The organism is Modestobacter sp. VKM Ac-2985 (genome assembly GCF_026967925.1).
GTDB lineage: Bacteria > Actinomycetota > Actinomycetes > Mycobacteriales > Geodermatophilaceae > Modestobacter.
Map to the genome: position 1 here is coordinate 687183 of NZ_JAPVBI010000001.1, position 20581 is coordinate 707763.

The 20581-nt window shown below is 75.3% G+C and carries 13 protein-coding genes; 9 read left to right on the plus strand and 4 right to left on the minus strand.

Annotated features, from left to right (window positions below):
* Positions 1–313 precede the first annotated feature (313 nt).
* From O2V61_RS03165 to O2V61_RS03205, 9 genes are all read left to right on the plus strand, one after another.
* The gene (locus O2V61_RS03165; protein ID WP_269181880.1) at positions 314–1009 is read left to right on the plus strand and encodes a 50S ribosomal protein L25/general stress protein Ctc; all 696 of its coding nucleotides are present in this window, start codon (positions 314–316) and stop codon (positions 1007–1009) included.
* A gap of 100 nt (positions 1010–1109) precedes the next feature.
* Positions 1110–1697, plus strand: a complete 588-nt coding sequence (pth, locus tag O2V61_RS03170) for an aminoacyl-tRNA hydrolase (protein ID WP_269181881.1) — start codon at positions 1110–1112, stop codon at positions 1695–1697.
* A 222-nt stretch (positions 1698–1919) separates the two neighbouring features.
* On the plus strand, positions 1920–3425 hold the full coding sequence (locus tag O2V61_RS03175; protein WP_269181882.1) for a sugar transferase: 1506 nt from the start codon (positions 1920–1922) through the stop codon (positions 3423–3425).
* A 183-nt stretch (positions 3426–3608) separates the two neighbouring features.
* Complete coding sequence (locus tag O2V61_RS03180) at positions 3609–4895, plus strand: DUF1972 domain-containing protein (protein WP_269181883.1); 1287 nt, start codon at positions 3609–3611, stop codon at positions 4893–4895.
* Positions 4892–5662, plus strand: coding sequence for a CDP-alcohol phosphatidyltransferase family protein (locus O2V61_RS03185; protein WP_269181884.1), 771 nt, complete (start codon positions 4892–4894; stop codon positions 5660–5662). Before O2V61_RS03180 ends, O2V61_RS03185 begins: the two co-directional genes overlap by 4 nt.
* Positions 5659–6369: a hypothetical protein gene (locus O2V61_RS03190; RefSeq protein WP_269181885.1), complete on the plus strand. Its 711-nt coding sequence runs from the start codon at positions 5659–5661 to the stop codon at positions 6367–6369. The genes O2V61_RS03185 and O2V61_RS03190 overlap by 4 nt, the downstream gene beginning before the upstream one ends.
* A gap of 245 nt (positions 6370–6614) precedes the next feature.
* On the plus strand, positions 6615–11354 hold the full coding sequence (locus tag O2V61_RS03195; RefSeq protein WP_269181886.1) for a PKD domain-containing protein: 4740 nt from the start codon (positions 6615–6617) through the stop codon (positions 11352–11354).
* Positions 11351–13477 (plus strand): glycosyltransferase, encoded by a 2127-nt coding sequence (locus O2V61_RS03200; protein ID WP_269181887.1) that lies wholly within the window; start codon positions 11351–11353, stop codon positions 13475–13477. Before O2V61_RS03195 ends, O2V61_RS03200 begins: the two co-directional genes overlap by 4 nt.
* Positions 13474–14463, plus strand: a complete 990-nt coding sequence (locus O2V61_RS03205) for a glycosyltransferase family 2 protein (protein ID WP_269181888.1) — start codon at positions 13474–13476, stop codon at positions 14461–14463. Before O2V61_RS03200 ends, O2V61_RS03205 begins: the two co-directional genes overlap by 4 nt.
* Positions 14464–14475: 12 nt before the next feature.
* On the opposite strand, the gene O2V61_RS03210 is transcribed toward O2V61_RS03205, so the two are convergent.
* The 4 genes from O2V61_RS03210 to O2V61_RS03225 are packed head-to-tail and all read right to left on the minus strand — an operon-like array spanning position 14476 to position 20417.
* Entirely contained in the window at positions 14476–15987 is a 1512-nt protein-coding gene (locus O2V61_RS03210) for a lipopolysaccharide biosynthesis protein (RefSeq protein ID WP_269181889.1), read from the minus strand.
* The gene (locus O2V61_RS03215; RefSeq protein WP_269181890.1) at positions 15974–16951 is read right to left on the minus strand and encodes a glycosyltransferase family 2 protein; all 978 of its coding nucleotides are present in this window, start codon (positions 16949–16951) and stop codon (positions 15974–15976) included. Before O2V61_RS03215 ends, O2V61_RS03210 begins: the two co-directional genes overlap by 14 nt.
* Entirely contained in the window at positions 16948–18114 is a 1167-nt protein-coding gene (locus O2V61_RS03220; protein WP_269181891.1) for an acyltransferase family protein, read from the minus strand. The genes O2V61_RS03215 and O2V61_RS03220 overlap by 4 nt, the downstream gene beginning before the upstream one ends.
* Positions 18111–20417 carry a hypothetical protein gene (locus O2V61_RS03225; RefSeq protein WP_269181892.1) on the minus strand — a complete coding sequence of 769 codons (2307 nt, stop codon included), beginning with the start codon at positions 20415–20417 and terminating at the stop codon, positions 18111–18113. The genes O2V61_RS03220 and O2V61_RS03225 overlap by 4 nt, the downstream gene beginning before the upstream one ends.
* Positions 20418–20581: the final 164 nt, after the last annotated feature.

The following is a 20581-nucleotide window of genomic DNA, read 5'->3' on the forward strand; positions in this document are numbered from 1 at the left end:
GCTGATCCCGGCGGGAGCCTCCGGCCCCGCGCCGGGATCAGCAGACGCCCTCCGGGCGATGGGTCCGGGATCCGCCCGCTGGTTGCGTTCGTCGGTCCTCGCTGGTGGCGTTGGGTGCTCCGCGGGGGGCGTTGGTCGGTCATCGCCCACGGCCCGGTACCGGGGCCTCGGGCGCTCAGGTACCCTCGTGGAGTTGCCCGGCGAGGGAGCGGTTCGTCCGACTCCGTGATCGACGTGCGTGTGCCTCCAGGGGTGTGCCGCGCTCGTGCGCTGAGCACACAGACCCGATCCACCTGTTGAGGAGCACACCACCGTGGCTGAATTCCGCCTCGCCGCCGAGCACCGCACCGAGTTCGGCAAGGGCAGTGCCCGCCGGACGCGTCGTGCGGGCCGCGTCCCCGCCGTCCTGTACGGGCACGGCCAGGACGTCGTCCACCTGTCGCTGCCCGCCCGCGAGTTCGCCGCGGCGCTGCGCAACGGTGGCACCAACGTGCTGCTGACCGTCGAGCTGGACGGCAAGGACCAGCTCGCGCTGACCAAGGCGATCCAGCGCGACCCGATCACCCGCATCCACGAGCACGTCGACCTGCTGCTGGTCCGCCGCGGCGAGAAGACCACCGTCGACGTCCCGGTGATCATCACCGGCGAGCCGGCACCGGACACGATCAGCAACCACCAGCTGAACAGCGTCCTCGTCGAGGCCGACGCGACGAACCTGCCCGACGTGATCGAGGTCGACATCACCGGCCGCACCGCGGGCAACGGCATCACCGCCGGCGACCTGCCGCTGCCGGCCGGCGCGACGCTGATCACCGACCCGGAGGCGCTGGTCATCGGCTTCCTGGGTGCCCCGACCGCCGCCGAGCTGGAGGCCGAGCTGGAAGAGGCCGAGGCCGAGGCCGGCATCGAGCGCGACGAGTCCGAGACCGACGGCGACGTCGTGCCGGAGCCGCAGGACCAGGGCAGCGGCGAGTCGATGGAGTCCGCCGAGAAGTCCAGCGACGCCTGAGCACGACTCTCCTCGGAGGACGACGCTGACCGAGAGCACGACCCGCAGGGGCGCCGGCACCGCCGGCGCCCCTGCGGCGTCTCCCGCCCCCACGCCCCCCGTGTCCGAGGGGCCCTTCCTGGTCGTCGGGCTGGGCAACCCCGGCCCCGGGTACGCCGGCAACCGGCACAACGTCGGCGCGATGGTGCTGGCCGAACTGGCCGCCCGGGCCGGCGTCCGGCTGTCGCCCGGCAAGGGCCCGCGGGCCCGGTCGCTGTCCGGTGAGGGCCGGCTGGCCGGCCGGCGGGTGGTGCTGGCGGTGCCGTCCAGCTACATGAACGAGTCCGGTGGCCCGGTCCGCGGGCTGCTCGACTACCACCACCTGCCGCCCACCGACCTGGTCGTCGTGCACGACGAGCTCGACCTCGACTTCGACGTGGTGCGGCTCAAGCGCGGCGGCGGGGAGGGCGGGCACAACGGCCTGCGTTCCATCTCCCGGTCCACCGGGACGCGTGACTACCTGCGGGTGCGGGTGGGGATCGGCCGCCCGCCCGGTCGGCAGGACCCCGCCGACTACGTCCTCAAGGACTTCTCGGCGACCGAGCGCAAGACCCTCGAGCTGCTCGTCGGCGAGGCGGCCGACGCCACCGAGCTGCTGCTCGAGCGTGGCCTCGAGGCAGCGCAGAACGCCGTCCACCCCCGCAGCTGAGCGCCGTCCGGGCGCGCCGTCGCCCGGACGGGTGGTAGCGGGCTCGGTCCCGGCCCCATCGGGTGAAGGACCGCCGTCCGCATTGCCTCCGTTCCTCACCGTCTGTGATGGTTGCTGAGCGTCACCAGTGCAGCAGGTCCTCCGGGTCCGACCCGGGAACGACCAGCTCCTGCGTGTCGCCAGCGCACTGTGCGTGATCACTGCGGAGAACCTGGGGGCCCCATGCTGCTCGAACGTGCGGAACTGACCGACACCGTCGGTCACGCGCCGTCGGGGGCGGTCCCGTCGCCTCCGGTCACGGGGCAGCTGCCGGCCACCGGTGCGCGCGCCCGGGGCACTGCCCGCTGGGTCCGGCGGCACCGCGCCGGCCTGGTCGTCGGCGAGGCGCTGATCGCGGCGTCGGCGGCGGCCGTGGTGCTGCTGGCCCACGACGGGCCGGTGGTGGGCAGCGTCCTGTTCTGGGCCGGGCTGAGCCTGGTCGTCGCCTGGCCGGTGCTGCTCACCGTCACCGGTGCCTACGAGGAGCGCTGGTTCGGCGTGGGCAGCGACGAGTTCCGTCGCGTCGGCCGGGCCGGGATGCTGCTGCTGGCCGGGATGGGGTTCCTCAGCTACGCCGCCCAGCTCGACCTCAGCCGTGCGCTGGTGGTCCTCGCCGTCCCGGCGCTCGCCGGCGCGACCCTGGTCGAGCGGTACGCCGCCCGGCGCGTGCTGCACCGCCAGCGGATGGCCGGGCGCTGCGTCAAGCGCGTCGTGGTCGTCGGGCGCGGGGGTGCGGTCCTGGACCTGGTCGACCGGCTGCACCGCACCCGGCACGCCGGTCTGGACGTCGTCGGCGTCTGCGTGACGCCGGGGGACCGCAGCCGGGTGGCGCGGGTGGCCGGCCTGCCGGTCGCCGGCCTGGACGACGTGGTCGAGCTCGCCGGCCGGGTCGGGGCCGACACCATCGCCGTGACCTCCGCCAGCGAGACGGCGTCGGCGTACCTGCGGGCGCTGTCCTGGCAGCTCGAGGGCACGGGCCTGGAGCTGCTCGTGGCCCCCGGACTGGTCGAGGTGGCCGGCCCGCGCCTGCACATCCGGCCCTTCGACGGGCTGCCCCTCCTCTCGGTCGAGCAGCCCCGGTTCGAGGGCTGGCGCCGGGTGGTCAAGGGCGCTCTCGACCGGTCGGTCGCCTCCCTCGGACTGCTGCTCCTCACGCCGGTCCTGGCAGCGCTCGCCCTGGCGGTCCGGCTGTCCAGCCCCGGCCCGGTCCTCTACCGGCAGCAGCGGGTGGGGCTCGGCGGGCGGCACTTCACGATGCTCAAGTTCCGCAGCATGGTGGTCGGAGCCGACCAGCAGGTCGCCGGGCTGTCCGACGGCAACGAGGCCGACGGCCTGCTGTTCAAGATCCGGCAGGACCCGCGGGTGACGCCGGTCGGTCGCTGGATGCGCCGGCTCTCCCTCGACGAGCTGCCCCAGCTGTTCAACGTGCTCACCGGGGAGATGTCCCTGGTGGGGCCGCGCCCGCCGCTGCCCGACGAGGTCGCGCGCTACGACACCTCGGTCAGCCGCCGACTGCTGGTGAAGCCGGGCCTCACCGGGCTGTGGCAGATCTCCGGGCGCAGCGACCTGCCGTGGGAGGAGGCCGTCCGGCTGGACCTCCGCTACGTGGAGAACTGGTCGCTCGCGATGGACGTGCAGATCCTCTGGAAGACCGCCCGCGCCGTGGTCTCCGCCTCGGGGGCGTACTGACCCGCTGGTCGGTGGTTAGCCCGTCAGGGTGACCGCATCCGTCAGCGCAGTGACGACACGCCGTGCGGCGGGCAGTGTCGACCGAGTACAGGCCCGGCCACCGTCCGGTGGTGCCGGTCCGCTCCGGCGGATCGACCCGGACGGCGCAGCCGGCGCGGCGCACGCGGAGAAGGAGCGGCACCCATGCCACGGAACACGTCGGGGAAGCTGCGCATCGCGCTGGTCGGCACGCGCGGTGTCCCGGCGCGCTACGGCGGCTTCGAGACGGCCGTCGAGGAGGTCGGCCGCCGGCTGGTCGACGCCGGGCACGACGTCGTCGTCTACTGCCGGACGGCGGCGGACCAGCCGCGGCCGACCACGCACCTGGGCATGCGCCTGGTGCACCTGCCCGCCCTGCACCGTCGGTCGCTGGAGACGCTGAGCCACACCGGCCTCTCGGTCGCGCATCTGCTGGGGCACCGGGTCGACGCCGCGATCGTGTTCAACGCGGCCAACGCCCCGTGGCTGCCGCTGCTGCGCGCCGCGCGGATCCCGGTGGCCACGCACGTCGACGGGCTGGAGTGGCAGCGCGCCAAGTGGGGCGGAGCCGGACGGCGCTACTACCGCATCGTCGAGGCGCTCTCGGTCCGCTGGTCCGATGCGCTCATCGCCGACGCCCAGGGCATCGCCGACTACTACCGCGACGAGTTCGCCGCCCCGACCCAGCAGCTGGCCTACGGCGCCCCGAAGATCGCCAACGCCGCCGCGTCGAAGCTCGCGGCCGTCGACCTGACGTCCCGGGGGTTCCACCTGGCCGTGGCCCGGTTCGAGCCGGAGAACCACGTCGACGTGATCGTCGAGGGCTACCGCCGCAGCGGGGCGACCCTGCCGCTGGTCGTGGTCGGCTCGGCGCCCTACGCCGACGAGTACACCGCGCGGGTGCACGCCCTGGCCGATGAGCGGGTGCGCTTCCTCGGCGGCGTCTGGGACCAGGAGCTGCTCGACCAGCTCTACGCCCACTGCGCCACCTACCTGCACGGTCACTCCGTCGGCGGCACCAACCCCTCGCTGCTGCGGGCGATCGGTGCCGGGGCGGCCACCCTCGCCTTCGACGTCTCCTTCAACCGGGAGGTGCTGCAGAGCAGCGGCCGCTACTTCCGCACCGCTGCAGACGTGTCGGCCGCGGTGAACGCTGCCGAGGCCGATCCCGCCGGGGTCCGCCGCGACGGCAACCGGGCCCGGGTGATGGCCGCCCGGTACGACTGGGACGACGTCGCGTCCGGCTACGAGAGCCTGTGCCAGCAGCTGGCCGCCCGGGAGTTCCCGCGCTCGCGGCCCAGCGGACGTCGCCGTCCCGGCGGAGCGACGGCCGGACCGGTGCGCACCCTGGCACCGCAGTCGCCCCTGCCGTCCGAGGTGCCGCTGCCCCGGGTCGCCGGACCGGCGAACGTCGTGGCCGAGGTCCCCCCGGCCCAGGTGGCGCAGTCGTGAGCACCGTCCTCGAGCCGGCGACCCCGGCTGCCGTGCCCGGAGAGACCTTCCAGGAGACGCTGGGCCGGCTGGCCGGGGCGCAGAAGGGCGCCAAGGGCGCACCCGCCTACTCCCGGTTCGTCAACCGCAAGCTGGGTCGGGTCCTCGCGGCGGTGGCCTTCCACGCCGGCCTGACGCCGAACGCGGTCACCGGGATCAGCGCGCTGTGCACCTTCAGCGGCATCGGCGTCCTCGCCCTGGTCGCACCGTCGTGGCCGGTCGGGGTGCTGGTGGCCGCCCTGCTCGCCGTCGGTTACGCGCTGGACTCCGCCGACGGGCAGCTCGCGCGACTGCGCGGCGGCGGCTCGCCGGCGGGGGAGTGGCTCGACCACATGGTGGACGCGCTCAAGATCGCCAGCCTCCACCTCGCGCTGCTGGTCGGGGTGTACCGGTTCGAGCCGGTCGAGCGGGGGCCCTGGCTGCTCGTGCCGCTGGCGTTCTCCGTGGTCTCGGTGGTGCTGTTCTTCGGCACGCTGCTCAACGAGTCGCTGCGCGCCCAGCACGGTGCGCGCACCCGGGCGGCGCACACCACCGACGAGCGGCCCAGCGTGCTGCGCTCGCTGATCGTCCTGCCGACCGACTACGGGCTGCTGTGTCTGGTGTTCGTGCTGCTCGGGGCTCCGCTGGTGTTCCTGTCGGTCTACGCACTGCTCGCGCTGGCGACCGGTGGCTTCCTGGTCCTCGCCTGCAGCACGTGGTTCCGGGAGATGGGCAGGTTGGTCCGATGAGCAGGGTGCACACCGAGCCCGAGGCCGGCATCCCCCCGGCGCGACGCCGCGGGCCATGGGTCGCGCTGGCCCTCCTGGTCGTCGCCGCGCTGGTCGCCGTCGGCCTGCTGGTGAGCGGGAGGGGCGGGGAGGGCTCGACGACGCAGCCGGACGCCGGAGGGTCGCCCGCGGCGACGGGCACCGCCGCCCCCGCCACCTCCGCCCCCGCCACCTCCGCTGCCGCAGAGACCGACGCCGACGCCGGTGCGGGGACGGACGCCGCGGCCGTGGTCGCGGCCACCCCGACGGCCCAGGGGTCGCCCGACCTGCCCGAGGACCTCCCGGCGGTGGCGCTCGACGAGCCCGTCGCGGTCGATGCGGTCACGATGTCGGTGGTCTCCCTGGAGGCGATCGACGGGCAGGCCTCCGGGCCGGGCAACGTCAGCGGACCGGCTGTGCGGGTCACCGTGCGGATCACCAACGACGGCAGCGCGCCGCTCGTGCTGGACGGTGCGGTGGTGACCGTCGTCCACGGCGCGGACGCCACGCCGGCCGCGCCGCTGGACGACCCCTCCGCGCTCCGGTTCACCGGCTCGCTGGCCGCCGGCGAGTCAGCAGCAGGTGTCTACGTGTTCAGCGTGCCCGCCGAGCAGCGCGGGGACGTGCGGGTCCAGGTGGCCCACCAGCCGGGTGCCCCGGTCGCCGTCTTCACCGGCGCGGCCGGGTAGCCGGTGCCGCTGGGCGCAGTGGGCGGCGTCGACCGGGTGACCGGTCGGCGCCGTCCTGCGTCGGCGACCAGCGGTGGGCGGTCGCCGACTCGCGGCGACGGACGGTGACCCACTGGGTGCTCGCTCGCCCGTTCGATACGCAACGTCACCGGTTCGGGGGATCCACAGCAGGTGATCGTCACGCTTAGTGTTCACCGACCGGTCCAACGGGCCCGGCGCGCGCGGGTCTCGAACGGTGGGAACAGATGTCTGCAGTGACACGGACGAGCAGGTCGGCGGTGGCCGGGGTGATCGCGCTCCTGCTGGTGACCGGGGTGCTCGGCGTCTTCACCGGCACCGCCCGGGCGGACTCCGCCCCGGCGGACCCGGCCGCCCCGGCGACGCCGACGACCGTGACCGCCGACGGGCTGCCGACCGTGCAGATCAACGGGGTCGCCTGGTCCCAGGTGGTGGTCGGCGACACCGTCTACGTGGCCGGCAAGTTCACCAGCGCCCGTCCGGCAGGTGCGCCGGCCGGCACACAGGAGACGGTGCGCAACAACCTCCTCGCCTACGACATCCGCACCGGCGAACTCGTCACCTCCTTCGCCCCGGACCTCAACGCCCAGGCGTTGGTGGTCACCGCCTCCCCGGACGGTTCCCGGGTCTACGTCGGTGGCGACTTCAGCCAGGCGAACGGGCAGACCCGCTACCGGGTGGCCGCCTACAGCACCGCGACCGGTGAGCTCGTCGCCGGCTTCCAGCCCAGCGCCAACGGGCGGGTCAACGCCATCGCCGCCACGGACTCCACCGTGTACCTGGGCGGCACGTTCTCCGCCATCGGCTCGACCGCCCGCGCCCGGCTGGCCGCGGTGTCCGCGAGCACCGGTGCGCTGCAGCCCTGGGCGCCGGTCCCCGGCGTCGGCTCGACGGCCGGCAACACCAACGGCAACACCTCCACCAGCGACGCCGTCCGGGCCCTGGTCGTCACCGGCGGCGGGACGCAGGTCGTGGCGGCCGGGAGCTTCGACAGCCTGAACGGCGTCAAGGCCACCGGGGTGGGGGCCCTCGACCCGGTCTCCGGCGCCACCCGGCCGTTCGCGATCAACGAGCTGATCACCAACCAGGGCGTCAACTCGGCCGTCTACAGCCTGAGCACCGACGGGACGACGGTCTACGGCACCGCCTTCGACTTCTACGGCCCGGGCAATCTCGAGGGGTCCTTCGCCGCGGCCGCCGACGGTGGCGCGGTGCAGTGGGTCAACGACTGCCACGGGGACACCTACTCCAGCTTCCCGAGCAACGGGGCGCTGTACATGGCGACCCACGCCCACGTCTGCAGCAACATCGGCGGGTACCCCGAGGAGAGCCCCCGGATCAACAAGTTCGCCACCGCGGTCAGCCTGACCGCCACCGGCACCGTCGGCACCGACACCCTGGAGAACGCGAACCTGGCCGGTCAGCCGGCGCCGTCGCTGCAGACCTGGTTCCCCACGATGTCCCCCGGCAGCTACACCGGCCAGAACCAGGCCGGCTGGACGGTGAGCGGCAACGACGAGTACGTCGTCTACGGCGGTGAGTTCCCCCAGGTCAACGGGGTCGCCCAGCAGGGCCTCGTCCGCTACGCGTTCAGCGACACCGCGCCGAACAGGATCGGCCCGTCCGTCGACGGCCTGACCCCGACGGTCACCGCGCTGGCCCCGGGCGCCGCCCGGGTCGCCTGGACCGCCAGCAGCGACCAGGACAACGCGGTGCTCACCTACCGCGTCCACCGCGACGGCGACATGACCACGCCCGTCCACGAGGTCACCCGCTCCTCGACCTTCTGGGACACCCCGGTGCTCGCCTTCGTCGACACCGGCGTCAGCGCCGGGCAGCACACCTACCGGGTCACCGTGAGCGACCCGTTCGGCAACCGTCCGACCTCGGCCTGGGTGCCGGTCACCGTCACCGCGGGCGCCACCCCCGCCCGGCCGTACGCCGCCGCCGTGGTCGCCGACGGCGCGCAGTCCTACTGGCCCCTCGGTGAGGCCACCGGCCGGACCGGCTACGACTGGGCCGGCAGGTCGGACCTGACCCTCGGCACCGGCGTGACCACCGGCCAGGCCGGTGCGGTGCAGGGTGACGCGGACACCGCGGCGCGGTTCAGCGGCACCAGCAGCGGCCTCGCCGCCACCACGTCGGCGGTCGCCGCGCCCGACACCTTCACGGTGGAGGCCTGGTTCGCCACGACGACCCGTCTGGGCGGCAAGGTCATCGGCTTCGGCAGCAAGTCGAGCGGAACCAGCGGCAGCTACGACCGGCACGTCTACCTGGACAGCAGCGGCCGGCTGACCTTCGGCGTCCACGCCGGCTCCCAGCAGACCATCCGGACCACCGGGTCGTACAACGACGGGCAGTACCACCACGTCGTGGCCCAGCTGAGCTCCGCCGGCATGGCCCTGTACGTCGACGGGGAGCTGATCGGCGCCAAGACCGGTGTCACCGAGGGCCGGGCGTACCGCGGCTACTGGCGGATCGGTGGGGACACCACCTGGGGGAACAACGGCACCTGGTTCGCCGGCACGGTCGACGAGGTCGCCGTCTACCCGACGGCGCTGTCGGCGGACGTCGTCGCCAGCCACCACAGCCTCGGGACGACCGGCAAGGCCACCAACGTGGCACCGGTCGCCACCTACACCGCCGCCGCCACCTTCCTGGACGTCGCCCTCGACGCCTCGGCCTCGACCGACCGGGACGGTTCGATCGCGTCCTGGGACTGGACCTTCGGCGACGGCTCGAGCGGCTCCGGGGCGACCACGGCGCACAGCTACGCAGCCGCCGGCACCTACCCGGTCACCCTGACCGTCACCGACGACCAGGGCGCCAGCAGCACGCACACGACCGACGTGACCGTGCAGGCGGAGCCGCCGAACGCCGCCCCCACCGCAGCCTTCACGGCCACCGGCACGGGCCTGGCCGGCAGCTTCGACGCCGCGGCCTCGACCGACGCCGACGGGACCGTCGCCGAGTACCGCTGGGACCTCGGGGACGGCAGCACCGCCACCGGGCGGACCACGTCCCACACCTACGCCGCGGGCGGCACGTACACCGTGACCCTCACGGTCGTCGACGACGACGGGGCGACCGGGACGACGACGCAGGAGCTGACCGTGGCCGCTGCGGCGGTGCACGCCGCCGACGGGTTCAGCCGCACGGTGGCCAGCGGTCTCGGTACGGCCGAGGTCGGCGGCGCCTGGACGGCCTCGGCGCCGGCCCGCAGCTCGGTGGCCGACGGGGCCGCGCACCTGCAGACCGGTGCCGGCCAGACCAGCTCGGTGTTCCTGGACTCGGTGGCCCAGAGCGACGTCACGGTGCAGGCGAAGGTGTCCCTCGGTTCCGTGCCGACCGGCGGTGGCGCCTACGTCTCCGTCGTCGGACGGCACGTGGGCACCAGCGACTACCGGCTGCTCACCCGCTACCTGGCCGACGGCCGGGTGCTGCTGACCCTGTCCCGGCTGGTCGACGGCGTGCAGACCGACCTGCGGGGCGCCTGGCTGCCCGGCACCTACACCGCCGGCACCGCCCTGCAGCTCCGGTTCGACGTCAGCGGCACCTCGACCGCCGCACTCAAGGCCAAGGCCTGGGTGGACGGGACGACCGAGCCGACCGCGTGGCAGGTCAGCACCACCGACACCACGGCTGCGCTCCAGGCCGCCGGTGGCGTGGGCCTGTCGGTCTACCTCTCGAGTTCGGCCACCTCGGCCCTCCGGCTCGACCTGGACGACGTGTGGGCCGGCCGTTCCGGGCAGACCCCGACCGATGCCGTCAACCAGGCGCCCACCGCCGCGTTCACCGACACGGTGACCGGGTTGCGCGTCGCGGTCGACGGCACCGGCTCCAGCGACGTCGACGGCGTCGTCGCCGGCCTGGCCTGGGACTTCGGCGACGGGACGACGGTCACGGGCGCCACCGCGACGCACACCTACGCCGCGGCCGGCACCTACCGCGTCCGGCTCACCGTGACCGACGAGGACGGCGCCACCGGCACCACCGAGCGCTCGGTGACGGTCACCGACCCGCCGGTCGAGCCGCCGGCCGACCAGTCGCCGACGGCCGTCTTCACCTCCGCGGTCGCGGACCTGGCGGTCACCGTGGACGGCTCGGGGTCCAGCGACCCCGACGGCCCGGTCGCCGCCCACGACTGGGACTTCGGTGACGGGACGACGGCGTCGGGGATGACGGCGACGCACACCTACACCGCCGCCGGCACCTACCCGGTGACGCTGACCGTCACCGACGCCGTCGGCTCCCGGGCCACGACCAGCCAGGACGTCACGGTGACCGCCCCGGCCACCCCGCCGCCGCCGGCCGCGGAGACCCCGCTGGCCGCCGACGCCTTCGGCCGGGAGCTCGCCGCCGGCTGGGGCACCGCCGACGTGGGTGGTGCCTGGACGACGTCCGGTTGGAACGCCACCGCATCGGTGACCGGGGGCGCCGGCGTGTTCACCGCGCCCCCGGGGCACACCGTGGCGGCGGTGCTGCCCGCCGTGTCCAGCCAGGACGTGGCGCTGCAGGCGAGCATCATGGTCCCGCAGGCGACGACGGGCGGCGGTACCTACGTGGAGCTGTCGACCCGCCGGGTGGGCACCACCGAGTACCAGCTCATGCTGCTGTTCCGGCCGACCGGGGAGGTGCAGATGATCATCGTGCGGGTCGTCGACGGGGTCGAGACCGCGCTGGTGGGCGCCAACCTGCCGGGCACGTACACGCCGGGCACGCCGCTGACCGTGCGGTTCGACACCGCCGGCAACGGCACCACCACCCTGAAGGCCAAGGCGTGGGCCACCGGCACCACCGAGCCGGCGGCCTGGACGCTGACCCGTACCGACGCCACGGCGAGCCTCCAGCGGCCCGGCGCGGTGGCCGTCAGCGAGTACGTGTCCGGGGCGGCCACCGCCTCCTCCACGGTGCAGGTCGACGACCTGTGGCTGGGTGCGGCCGGCACCGCTCCGGCGGCCGGATGACCCCCGCGGCCGTCGAACCGGTCGGCGAGGGACGGCCCTCGCCGACCGGGCTCCCCGACCCCGGCGTCCTCGGGGTCGTGGTGGTCAACTACGGCTCGGCGGCGCTCCTGGAGCGCAACCTGGCCGACGCCACGGCGGTGGGCCCCGCGGTCCGGGTCGTCGTCGTGGACAACCTCAGCACGAGCCGGGAACGGCAGGCGGTGACCACGCTGGCCGCCGCGCGCGGTTGGGACCTGGTGGCCGCTGCCGGGAACGACGGGTTCGGCGCCGCCAGCAACGCAGGCGCTGCCCGGGCGCGCGAGCTCGGGTGCACGAGCTACTGCTTCCTCAACCCCGACGCGGTGGTCACCGCGGAGGTCCTGGCGGCCCTGCGCGCGGCCAGCAGTGCCGACCCGACGGCCGTGATCGCCCCCCGGCTGACCGACTCGGCCGGGCACACGGTGTTCGAGGGCTCGCTCGTCTCCCTGACCGACGGCCGGATCCGCTCCCCGCACAGCACCTCACCGTTCCGTCGCGGACCGGTCGAACAGTGGCTGACCGGAGCGTGCCTGGTGGTGCACGCCGAGCTCTTCGACCGGATCGGCGGGTTCGCCGAGGACTACTTCCTCTACTGGGAGGACGTCGACCTCAGCCACCGGGCGCTGGCCGCCGGCGGGCACCTCGTGGTGCGGCACGACCTCGTCGCCGTGCACGACGAGGGGGGCACGCAGGGCGAGCGACGTGGTCCGGCCAAGTCGGCGCTCTACTACCGCTACAACTGCCGCAACCGCCTGCTCTTCGCCGCCCGCAACCTGGACCGCCGGGCGGTGCTGCAGTACCTGCTCAGCACCCCGGCGGTGAGCTGGGAGGTGCTGATGCGCGGCGGGCGACGGCAGCTGCTGCACTCCCCGGCGCTGCTGACCGCCGCGGTGCGCGGATCGCTGGCCGGCGTCTGGCTCGCCCTCCTCGCCCTGCTGGTCGGGCCCGCCCCGGCCGGCCGGCGTCCGGCCGTGCTGGTCGCCCACCCGGGTGCGGAGCTGTACGGCTCCGACCGGGTGCTGCTGGAGAGCGTCGCCGGCCTGGTGGCCGGTGCCGACGTCACCGTGGTGCTGCCCGGTCCGGGGCCGTTGGTCGCCGAGCTGGAGGCCCGCGGCGCACAGGTGCGGACCTGCCGGATGCCCGTGCTGCGGCGGTCGGCGCTGCGCCCTCGAGGCGCGTGCCAGCTGCTCGCCGACGCCGCCCGTGGGCTCGTCCCGGCCCTCGCGCTGCTGCGTCGGCACGGCCGTTCCGGGGTCTACGTCAACACGCTCACGATCCCCTCGTGGCTCGTGCTGGCACGCCTCCTCCGCCGGCCCACCGTCTGCCACGTGCACGAGGCGGAGCGCGGCACCCCCTGGCTGTTCCGGTGGGTCACCGCCCAGCCGCTGCGGCTCGCCGACCGCGTCGTGGTGAACAGCCGGACGACGGCCGCGGTGCTCACCGAGGTCGCGCCCAGCCTGCGCGAGCGCAGCGTCGTCGTGCTGAACGGGGTCACCGGACCGGCCACACCGGTACCGCCCCGCACCCGGCTCACCGGCGCCGTGAGGCTGGCGTTCGTCGGCCGGCTGTCGCCGCGCAAGGGCCCGCAGGTGGCGGTCGAGGCCCTCGCCGAACTGCTGTCCCGGGGCACCGACGCGCGACTGGTGCTGCTGGGCTCGGTGTTCCCCGGCTACGAGTGGTTCGAGGCCGCGCTGCGCGAGGACGTGCGGCGCCGCGGGCTGGAGGACCGGGTGGAGTTCCGCGGGTTCCGCCCCGACGTGTGGAGCACCCTCGCGGAGTGCGACCTGCTGCTGGTCCCCTCCCAGACCGACGAGTCGTTCGGCAACACCGCCGTCGAGGGCGTGCTCGCCGCCCGGCCGGTGGTGGTCAGCGACATCGCCGGACTGGTGGAGGCGACGACCGGGCTCACCTCCACCCAGGTCGTGCCCGCCGCGGACGCAGGCAGCTGGGCCGACGCGGTCCAGCGTGTCGTCGACGGGTGGCCGGTGTGCTCCGCCGCGGCGGTCGCCGACGCGCAGGAGGCCCGCCGCCGGCACGCCCCTGCCCGGCAGCAGGCGGAGGTCGCCGCCCTGGTCGACGGTCTCCCGCCGAGGGCCCGCCGGTGACCCCCGGGCGCCCCGTCCGGGTCACCGTGGCGGTGCCCACCTACCGGCGGCCCGAGCAGCTGCGTGCCCTGCTCCCGCTGGTGCTGGCCCAGACCCGGGCGGTCACCGTTGCGGCACCGGACGACTGGCAGGTGCGCGTCCTGGTCATCGACAACGACCCGGACGGCGGTGCGGCCGAGACGGTCGCGGACCTCACCGGACCCGACCTGCGCTACGTCGCGGAGTCCCGGCCCGGCATCCCGGCGGTCCGCAACCGGGCCCTCGACGAGGCGGCCGGGGACGACCTGCTGGTCTTCATCGACGACGACGAACGCCCCTGGCCCGGCTGGCTCGCTGCGCTGCTGGACACCTGGCGCGCCTCCGGTGCGGCCGTGGTCTCCGGCCGGGTCGTCGTGGAGCCCGCCGGGGAGCTGGACCCCTGGATCGAGGCCGGCGGCTTCTTCCTGCGCCGCCGGATGCCGACGGGCACCCGCGTGCACACCGCCTCGACGAACAACCTGCTCGTCGACGTGCAGCAGGTGCGCGAGCTCGGCATCCGGTTCTCGGTCGACGTCGGTCTGGCCGGAGGGGAGGACACCCTCTTCACCCGGGCGGTGACCCGGGCCGGCGGCTCGATCGTCTGGTGCGACGAGTCGGTGGTGGCCGACCCGGTGCCGGCCTCGCGGACCACCCGGCGCTGGGTGCTCACCCGCGCGTACTGCCACGGCAACATCGCCGTGCTCACCCCGCTGCGGCTGGCCACCGGCCGCGGGGCGCGCTCCACCGTGCGCGTCCGGGGCGGCCTCGGCGGCGCCACCCGGGCCGTCGCCGGCACCGGCCGGTGGTCGGTCGGCGTGCTCGTCGGTTCGCTCGCGCACCAGGCCCGGGGGCGGCGGATGGCCCACCGCGGGACCGGCATGGTGGCCGGCGCCCTCGGCATTGTGGCCCAGGAGTACGCCCGTCCCGGCCAGCGCCGCCGGCAGCGACTGGTGACCACCCCGGACTGAGCCGGCGGTCGTTCAGCCGCGCCGGGCGACCATCCGCCGTCCCCAGGCCAGGACGCCGGCCAGGTCGGCGCGCACCTGCGGCACCAGCGCGGTCAGCCCGTACCCGGCCAGCCCGGCGACGAGCCCGAGGGCGAGGGTGGCCACCACCGGCAGCGCCTCGGTGGCCCGGGCCGCCACGGCGGCGGCCGAGCCCGCGAGGGCGGCGCACGCCGTGACCCGAGCGGCGCCCAGCAGCAGGTCGCGACGGGGGATGGGGGTGATCCGGGAGAGCCACCACAGCGACAGCGGCCACTCGAGCAGCGCGGCGGCGCAGTAGCCGGCGGCGACGCCGACCACGCCCCAGGTGCTGCCGATCCCGATCGACACCGCCTTGAGCACCAGGGTGAGCAGCGTGTACCGGAACAGCTGGCCGCCCAGCCCGCGGGAGAGGTAGACCCAGTAGCCGACGTAGGACAGCGTCTGGGCGCTGCCGGCGATCGCCAGCAGGGCGAACACCGGGGCGACCTCCGTCCACCGGCTGCCCAGCATCAGCTCGACCAGCGGCACGGCGCAGCCGGCGGCGAGCGCCATCCCGGCGATCAGGGAGTACCCCATCGCCAGCTGACTGCGCTTGAGGTACTCACCGGACCGCGGCAGGTCCGACTGCAGCCGGGCCAGCACCGGGAGGGCGACGGTCGTGGCGGGGGAGCGCAACTGGTTCAGCGGCGTCATGACCAGCTGGAACGCGCGGTTGTAGAGGCCCAGCGACGTGGGCCCGGCGCGCAGCCCCAGCAGCAGCGTGTCGAGGTTGTTGGAGGCGTAGTGCACGAGCTGGGTGCCCATCAGGCTGCCGCCCAGCCGGAGGAACGGACCGAGCCCGGCACCGCGGCGCGGCGCCCGGGGCAGCCAGCGGGCCGCGCCCACCGCGGCGACGAGCACCACGGTGACCTGGGTCAGCTGCTGGGCGACCAGGGCCCAGTACCCCGCGCCCAGCACGGCGGCGGTCACCGCGACGACCAGGCCGGCGAACTGGCCGGTGACGTCGGTGACGACGAGGGCGCCGAAGCGCAGGGAGCGGGTCAGGTCGGCGCGGTACTGGGTCGCCAGGCCGTTGACCACGAAGGTCAGTGCGAGGACCTGCGTGATCGCCACGAGCTCGGGCTGCCCGAACAGCGCCGCGATCGGCCCGGCGGCCAGCACCGTGAGCAGGGCGAGGACGACCCCGGCGGCGGTGTTGCACCAGAACAGCCCGTCCCGCTGCGCCCGGGTCAGCTCCGGCGCCCGGATCGCCGCGGTGGACAGGCCGAGGTCGCGGAAGATCTCGCCGATCCCGATGACGACGAGCACCACGGCGAGCAGCCCGTAGTCGTGCGGGCTCAGCAGCCGGGCGAGCACGACCACCGAGCCGAGCTGCAGGACGATCCGCACCGCCTGACCGGCGAGGGTGACCCCCGCGCCCCGGGCCGCGCGCCGGCCGAGCCCGGCCTCGGGTGAGGGCACCTCCTCGTCCGCCGGGAGCACGGCGGCGGGCTCAGCGGTGGCCACGGTCGGAGCCTCCTGCCGCGGTGGGGGCAGCGGCCGGGCGCGCGTACTCGCCGTACACGAAGCCGGTCAGCCCGACCAGCAGGCCGGCGTGGCTGACCAGCCGCACCGTGGCCCGCGAACGCGCCGCGACGTCGCGGCGCAGGACCGCGCCGGTCAGGGAGAGCGCCGCCTGCAGTGACCGCAGCACGCCCCGGGCGACGAGTTCGGCGCGGACCCGCGACCGGTGCTGCCCGGGCGCGGCCAGGGTCACCCGGGCACGTCCCCACGAACTGCCGGCCCGGAAGGTCCGGCGCAGCACCCAGGCCCGGGTGGCCCGCTCCGCCGGGACGGGTTCGATGACCTCGGCCTCGTCGACCCAGCGGATCTCGCCGCCGGTGCGCACCAGCGCGTGGGTGAACAGGGTGTCCTCGCCGCCGGTCAGGCCCAGGCGCTCGTCGAAGCGCAGCCCGTGCCCGCGGACGTGGGCGAGGTCCAGCAGCAGGTTGTTGGTGGCGGCGCCGGCGACCCGGGAGCCGGTGACCCGGGTCAGCCGGTCGAAGGCACCGCTCGCGGCCACCCAGGCGTCCGGTGCGACGGCGAAGCGGGAGACGACCGGCCCGGTCACGGCCGCGCAGCGCCAGTCCTGCCAGGCGCGGACCAGCCCGGACAGCCAGCCCGGGGTGGGCACCTCGTCGTCGTCGATGAAGACGAGCGCATCGGCGCCGGCCGCCTCGTCCAGTGCGCGGTTGCGGGCCGCGGCGATCCCCGGACGCGGCTCGTGCACGTACCGGACCCGCGGTCCGACCCGGTCGGCGACGGTCGCGGCACCGCCGTCCGGGTCGTTGTCGACCACCAGCACCGCGGCGGGGACGTCGACCTGCTCCAGCTGGGCCACCAGGTGGGGCAGCAGGGCCGCCAGCTGCGCCGTCCGGCGGTAGGTGAGCACCGCGACCAGCACCTGGACCGGCTCTCCCCGGGGGGTCATGCCCGGGCTCCGGGCGCGACCGGGGCAGGCGTCGGGGACACGGGAGCGCCGGCCGCACCGCCGACCCGGTCCTTCAGCCGCAGGAACGGCTGCTCCACCCAGCGGTGGCTCGCGGCGGCGGCGAGGACGGAGAGCCCCAGCACCACGGTCAGCCTGGCCCAGGGCGACCAGTCCGGCCGGAGGTCGGCGACGAGCAGGACCAGCGGGTAGTGCCAGAGGTAGACCCCGTAGGAGACCCGGCCCAGCCAGACGACCGGGCGGACCGACAGGGCACGGTTCAGCCGGTCACCGCGCCGGACGACGAGCCCGCCGACGAGCAGCACGGTGCCGACCACCGCGAGCAGGGTGTACGCGCCGTCCGGCAGCGCGGTCGTCAGGGAGAAGACCGGGAGGACCGCCAGCAGCAGCAGGGCGCCGGCCGGACCGGTCACCGGGGCGCCCAGGACGGCGCGGGCGCGGGCAGCGGTCGCCGACACCAGCACCAGGGCCAGGGCACTGCCGGCCAGCAGACCCACCGCCGTGGACTCGATCGGGAACGAGGCGGTGCCGAACCGGTACTCGGCCAGGTGCACCAGAGCCGTGACGGCCGTGCCGGCCAGCACCAGCCCGAGCAGTCCGCGGGTCCGCCGGAGGGTGCTGACGCCGACGACCAGCACCAGCGGCCAGACCAGGTAGTACTGCTCCTCCAGCGCGAGGGACCAGGTGTGCGCTAAGGGGCCGAGCCACTCCCCGGTGTAGGTCATGTAGAGGTTGCCGGTGTAGCTGCCGGCGACCACGGCGTTGCGCAGCTGGTGCAGCAGGGAGCCCTCGTGCCAGACCCAGACGGGCACCCACACCACGAGCAGGAGCAGGAGGGCGGGGTACAGCCGCAGGGCCCGGCGCAGCCAGAAGGTGCCCAGCCGGATCCGCCCCGACCGGCGCCGCTCCTCGACCAGGAGGGTGGTGATCAGGAAGCCGCTGAGCACGAAGAAGACGTCCACCCCGAGGAAGCCGGCGAACCGGGTCGGCTGCAGGACGTGGTGGACCAGCACGAGCAGCACCGCCACGGCCCGGACGCCGTCGAGCTCGGGGCGGTGGCCCAGCCGGGCGGGCGGGGCGGCCGGCTGCCCGCCGGTCGCGGGGGTGCTGCCGACGGTCAGGTCGCCGCGGGGTGTGCCGGTCATGTCGTCCTGTCCGGTGGAGGTGCGGGAGCACCGGTCGGGGTCGGGACCCGCTCGGTGGCCGGTTCGGGAGCCGAGGTCGCCGCGGAGGTGCCGGGCGCCGGGCGTGCGGCCCAGCCGGCGGCCGGGGCCAGGAGCAGACCGAGGGTGAGCGCCGTGTAGGGCGCGTTGGCCGGGAGCGGGCTGAACGCGAGGTCCCAGAAGGCGGTGAGCGCGAGGAAGCAGGCCAGGCCGGAGGCCCGGCCGAGGCCGATCAGCTCGAGGACCGAGCGCAGCAGCACCGCCGCCGTCGCGGCGCCCAGCAGCAGCCCGGCGACGCCGAGGTTCGACCACAGGTCGGCCACGATGGAGTGCAGCTCGAACCGGCCGGCGAGGAGGTAGTTCTCCAGGTACCCCTCGACCGTGGGGATCCGCGTGGTCGCGAGGCCGCTGCGGGCCACCGCCACGTCGCCGGCGGAGGGCACGGTGCCGAGCCCGAAGCCCCACCAGTCCTGGCGCATCAACGCCCAGGTCGCCGTCCACTCCGGCCGGCCGCCCAGCAGCAGCGAGCCGCTCTGCGCGATCTGCGTGCTCGTCCGGGCGGCGACCTCGCTGCCGAGTGCGCCGGAGACGAGGAGCTCGGTGATGGCGGTGTAGCCGCCCCAGGCCAGGGCGGGGAGCAGGGCGAGGGTCAGCAGCCGTCGCTCGCGTGGCGACCGGGAGGCCGTGCGGGCCTGCCACAGCACGAGCGCCGCGGCCAGCACGCAGAAGCCGAAGGCACTGCGGGCGTCGTTGAGGACGTCCAGGACACCCAGCACCGCCAGGGCGGCGAGCGTCGGCCCGGGCCGGGGGCGGGCGGACAGCAGCGCGAGCACCGCCACCGTCAGCGGCAGGGCGACGTGGAACTTGTAGAACTCCTCGGCACCGGCTCCGGTCAGCACCCCGACGGCCAGCAGGCCGAGGGCGTACACCGCGCCGAGAGCGGGGGTGGGGACGAGGGTGCGGGCCCACAGGAGCAGGCCGACGGTGCCGGCTGCGGTGAGCACCACGGCGGTCGTGCCCACGGCCTCGGCCAGCGCGAAGTCGTGGTCGACCGAGGACCGTCCGGCCAGCACCCAGCCGGCCAGCAGGGCGACCCCGGTCAGGCCGCCGAGCAACCGGGCACCCCGGTAGCGGGCGACCGCTCCGAGCCAGACCGGGGAGAGGGCGAGGACCACCGCCAGCCCGGTGCTCAGCGATCCGGGCAGCGGCCGGCTCGCGCCCACCAGCAGGACCGCCAGCAGGGCCGTGAGCCCACTGGTCGTGCGCCAGGCGGGCCGGTCGGCCGCGCCGGGAGCGGTGGCCGAGCGGAGCCGCTGCCGCCAGCCGGTGGGGTCCGCGGGGAGGTCGTCGACGACCACGCCCCGCACCGGGGTCCCGAGCGCGGTCGCCGAGGCGAGCGCCCGGTGCAGGTCCGTGCGGGTGGTCCGGCCGCTGCGCACCACGACGACCACGCCGCCCGGTCGGGCGGCGGGGGCCGGCGCCAGCGCTGCGCGCAGGTCGTCCGCGGGCTCGGTCGGTGCACCGACGAGGACGACCCCGGGACCCGGGGCGTCGGCCAGCTCCCAGCGCAGCCGGTCCACGGCCGACCGCCGGTCCGGGGCGTCGGTACGGCGGCGGCCGGCTCGGCGCAGCTCGGCCAGCACCGGCCGGTCGGTCGTGGCCGCCACGTCGCGGGCGTCGCGCACGCGTGGCCGGGTCAGCTCGGCGGCCCCGGCGAGCAGGACGGCGAGCACCGTGCCGCCCAGCAGGCCGCCGGCCACGGCGCGCCGGTGGTCCGGTGCGACCGCGGTCGGCAGGGCGGCTGCCTCCTGGACGGTGGCCAGCCGGACCAGGGTGTCGCCGTCGGTGTCCGCGTACAGGGCGGTGGCACGCTCGGTGAGCGACCGGGCCACCGCGGCGGCGATCCGGGTGGCCGTGGCCGGTGACCCGTCGTCCACGCTGATCACCAGGACGGACGTGTCCGCGTCGCCGACCACGTCGGTGCGCTCGGCCAGCGCGCTCGGGGACCCGGGCAGCTCGAGGTCGGCGATGACCGGGGCCAGCACCGCAGCGGACCGGGCGAGCCGGACCAGGGACGGCAGCACCTCGGTGGTGACCTGGGCGGCGTAGGCGGGATCGGTCACCTCGGTGATCTGCGCGGCGCCCACGTACAGCGTGGTGGTCGAGCGGTGGACGGGCGCCGAGGACCCGGCGAGCAGCACGGCGACGACGACCCCGGTGAGGCCCGCGCCGACGATCCAGCGCCAGCGGGCCAGGACCGCGACGAGGTAGCTGCGTACGTCCAACGGTCTGTCTCCCTCCGGCTTCGTCGCGTCATCCTCGCTGGTCATCGGCTCGGGGCGGGTGTTCCGGCGCGGATGGGTGGCCGGGCATGACCCCATCGGGTGGTCGGCGTCCGCCGGGCCCCACGGCGGCGGTGGAGAGGCAACACACTCGAGAGGCCGGGAGC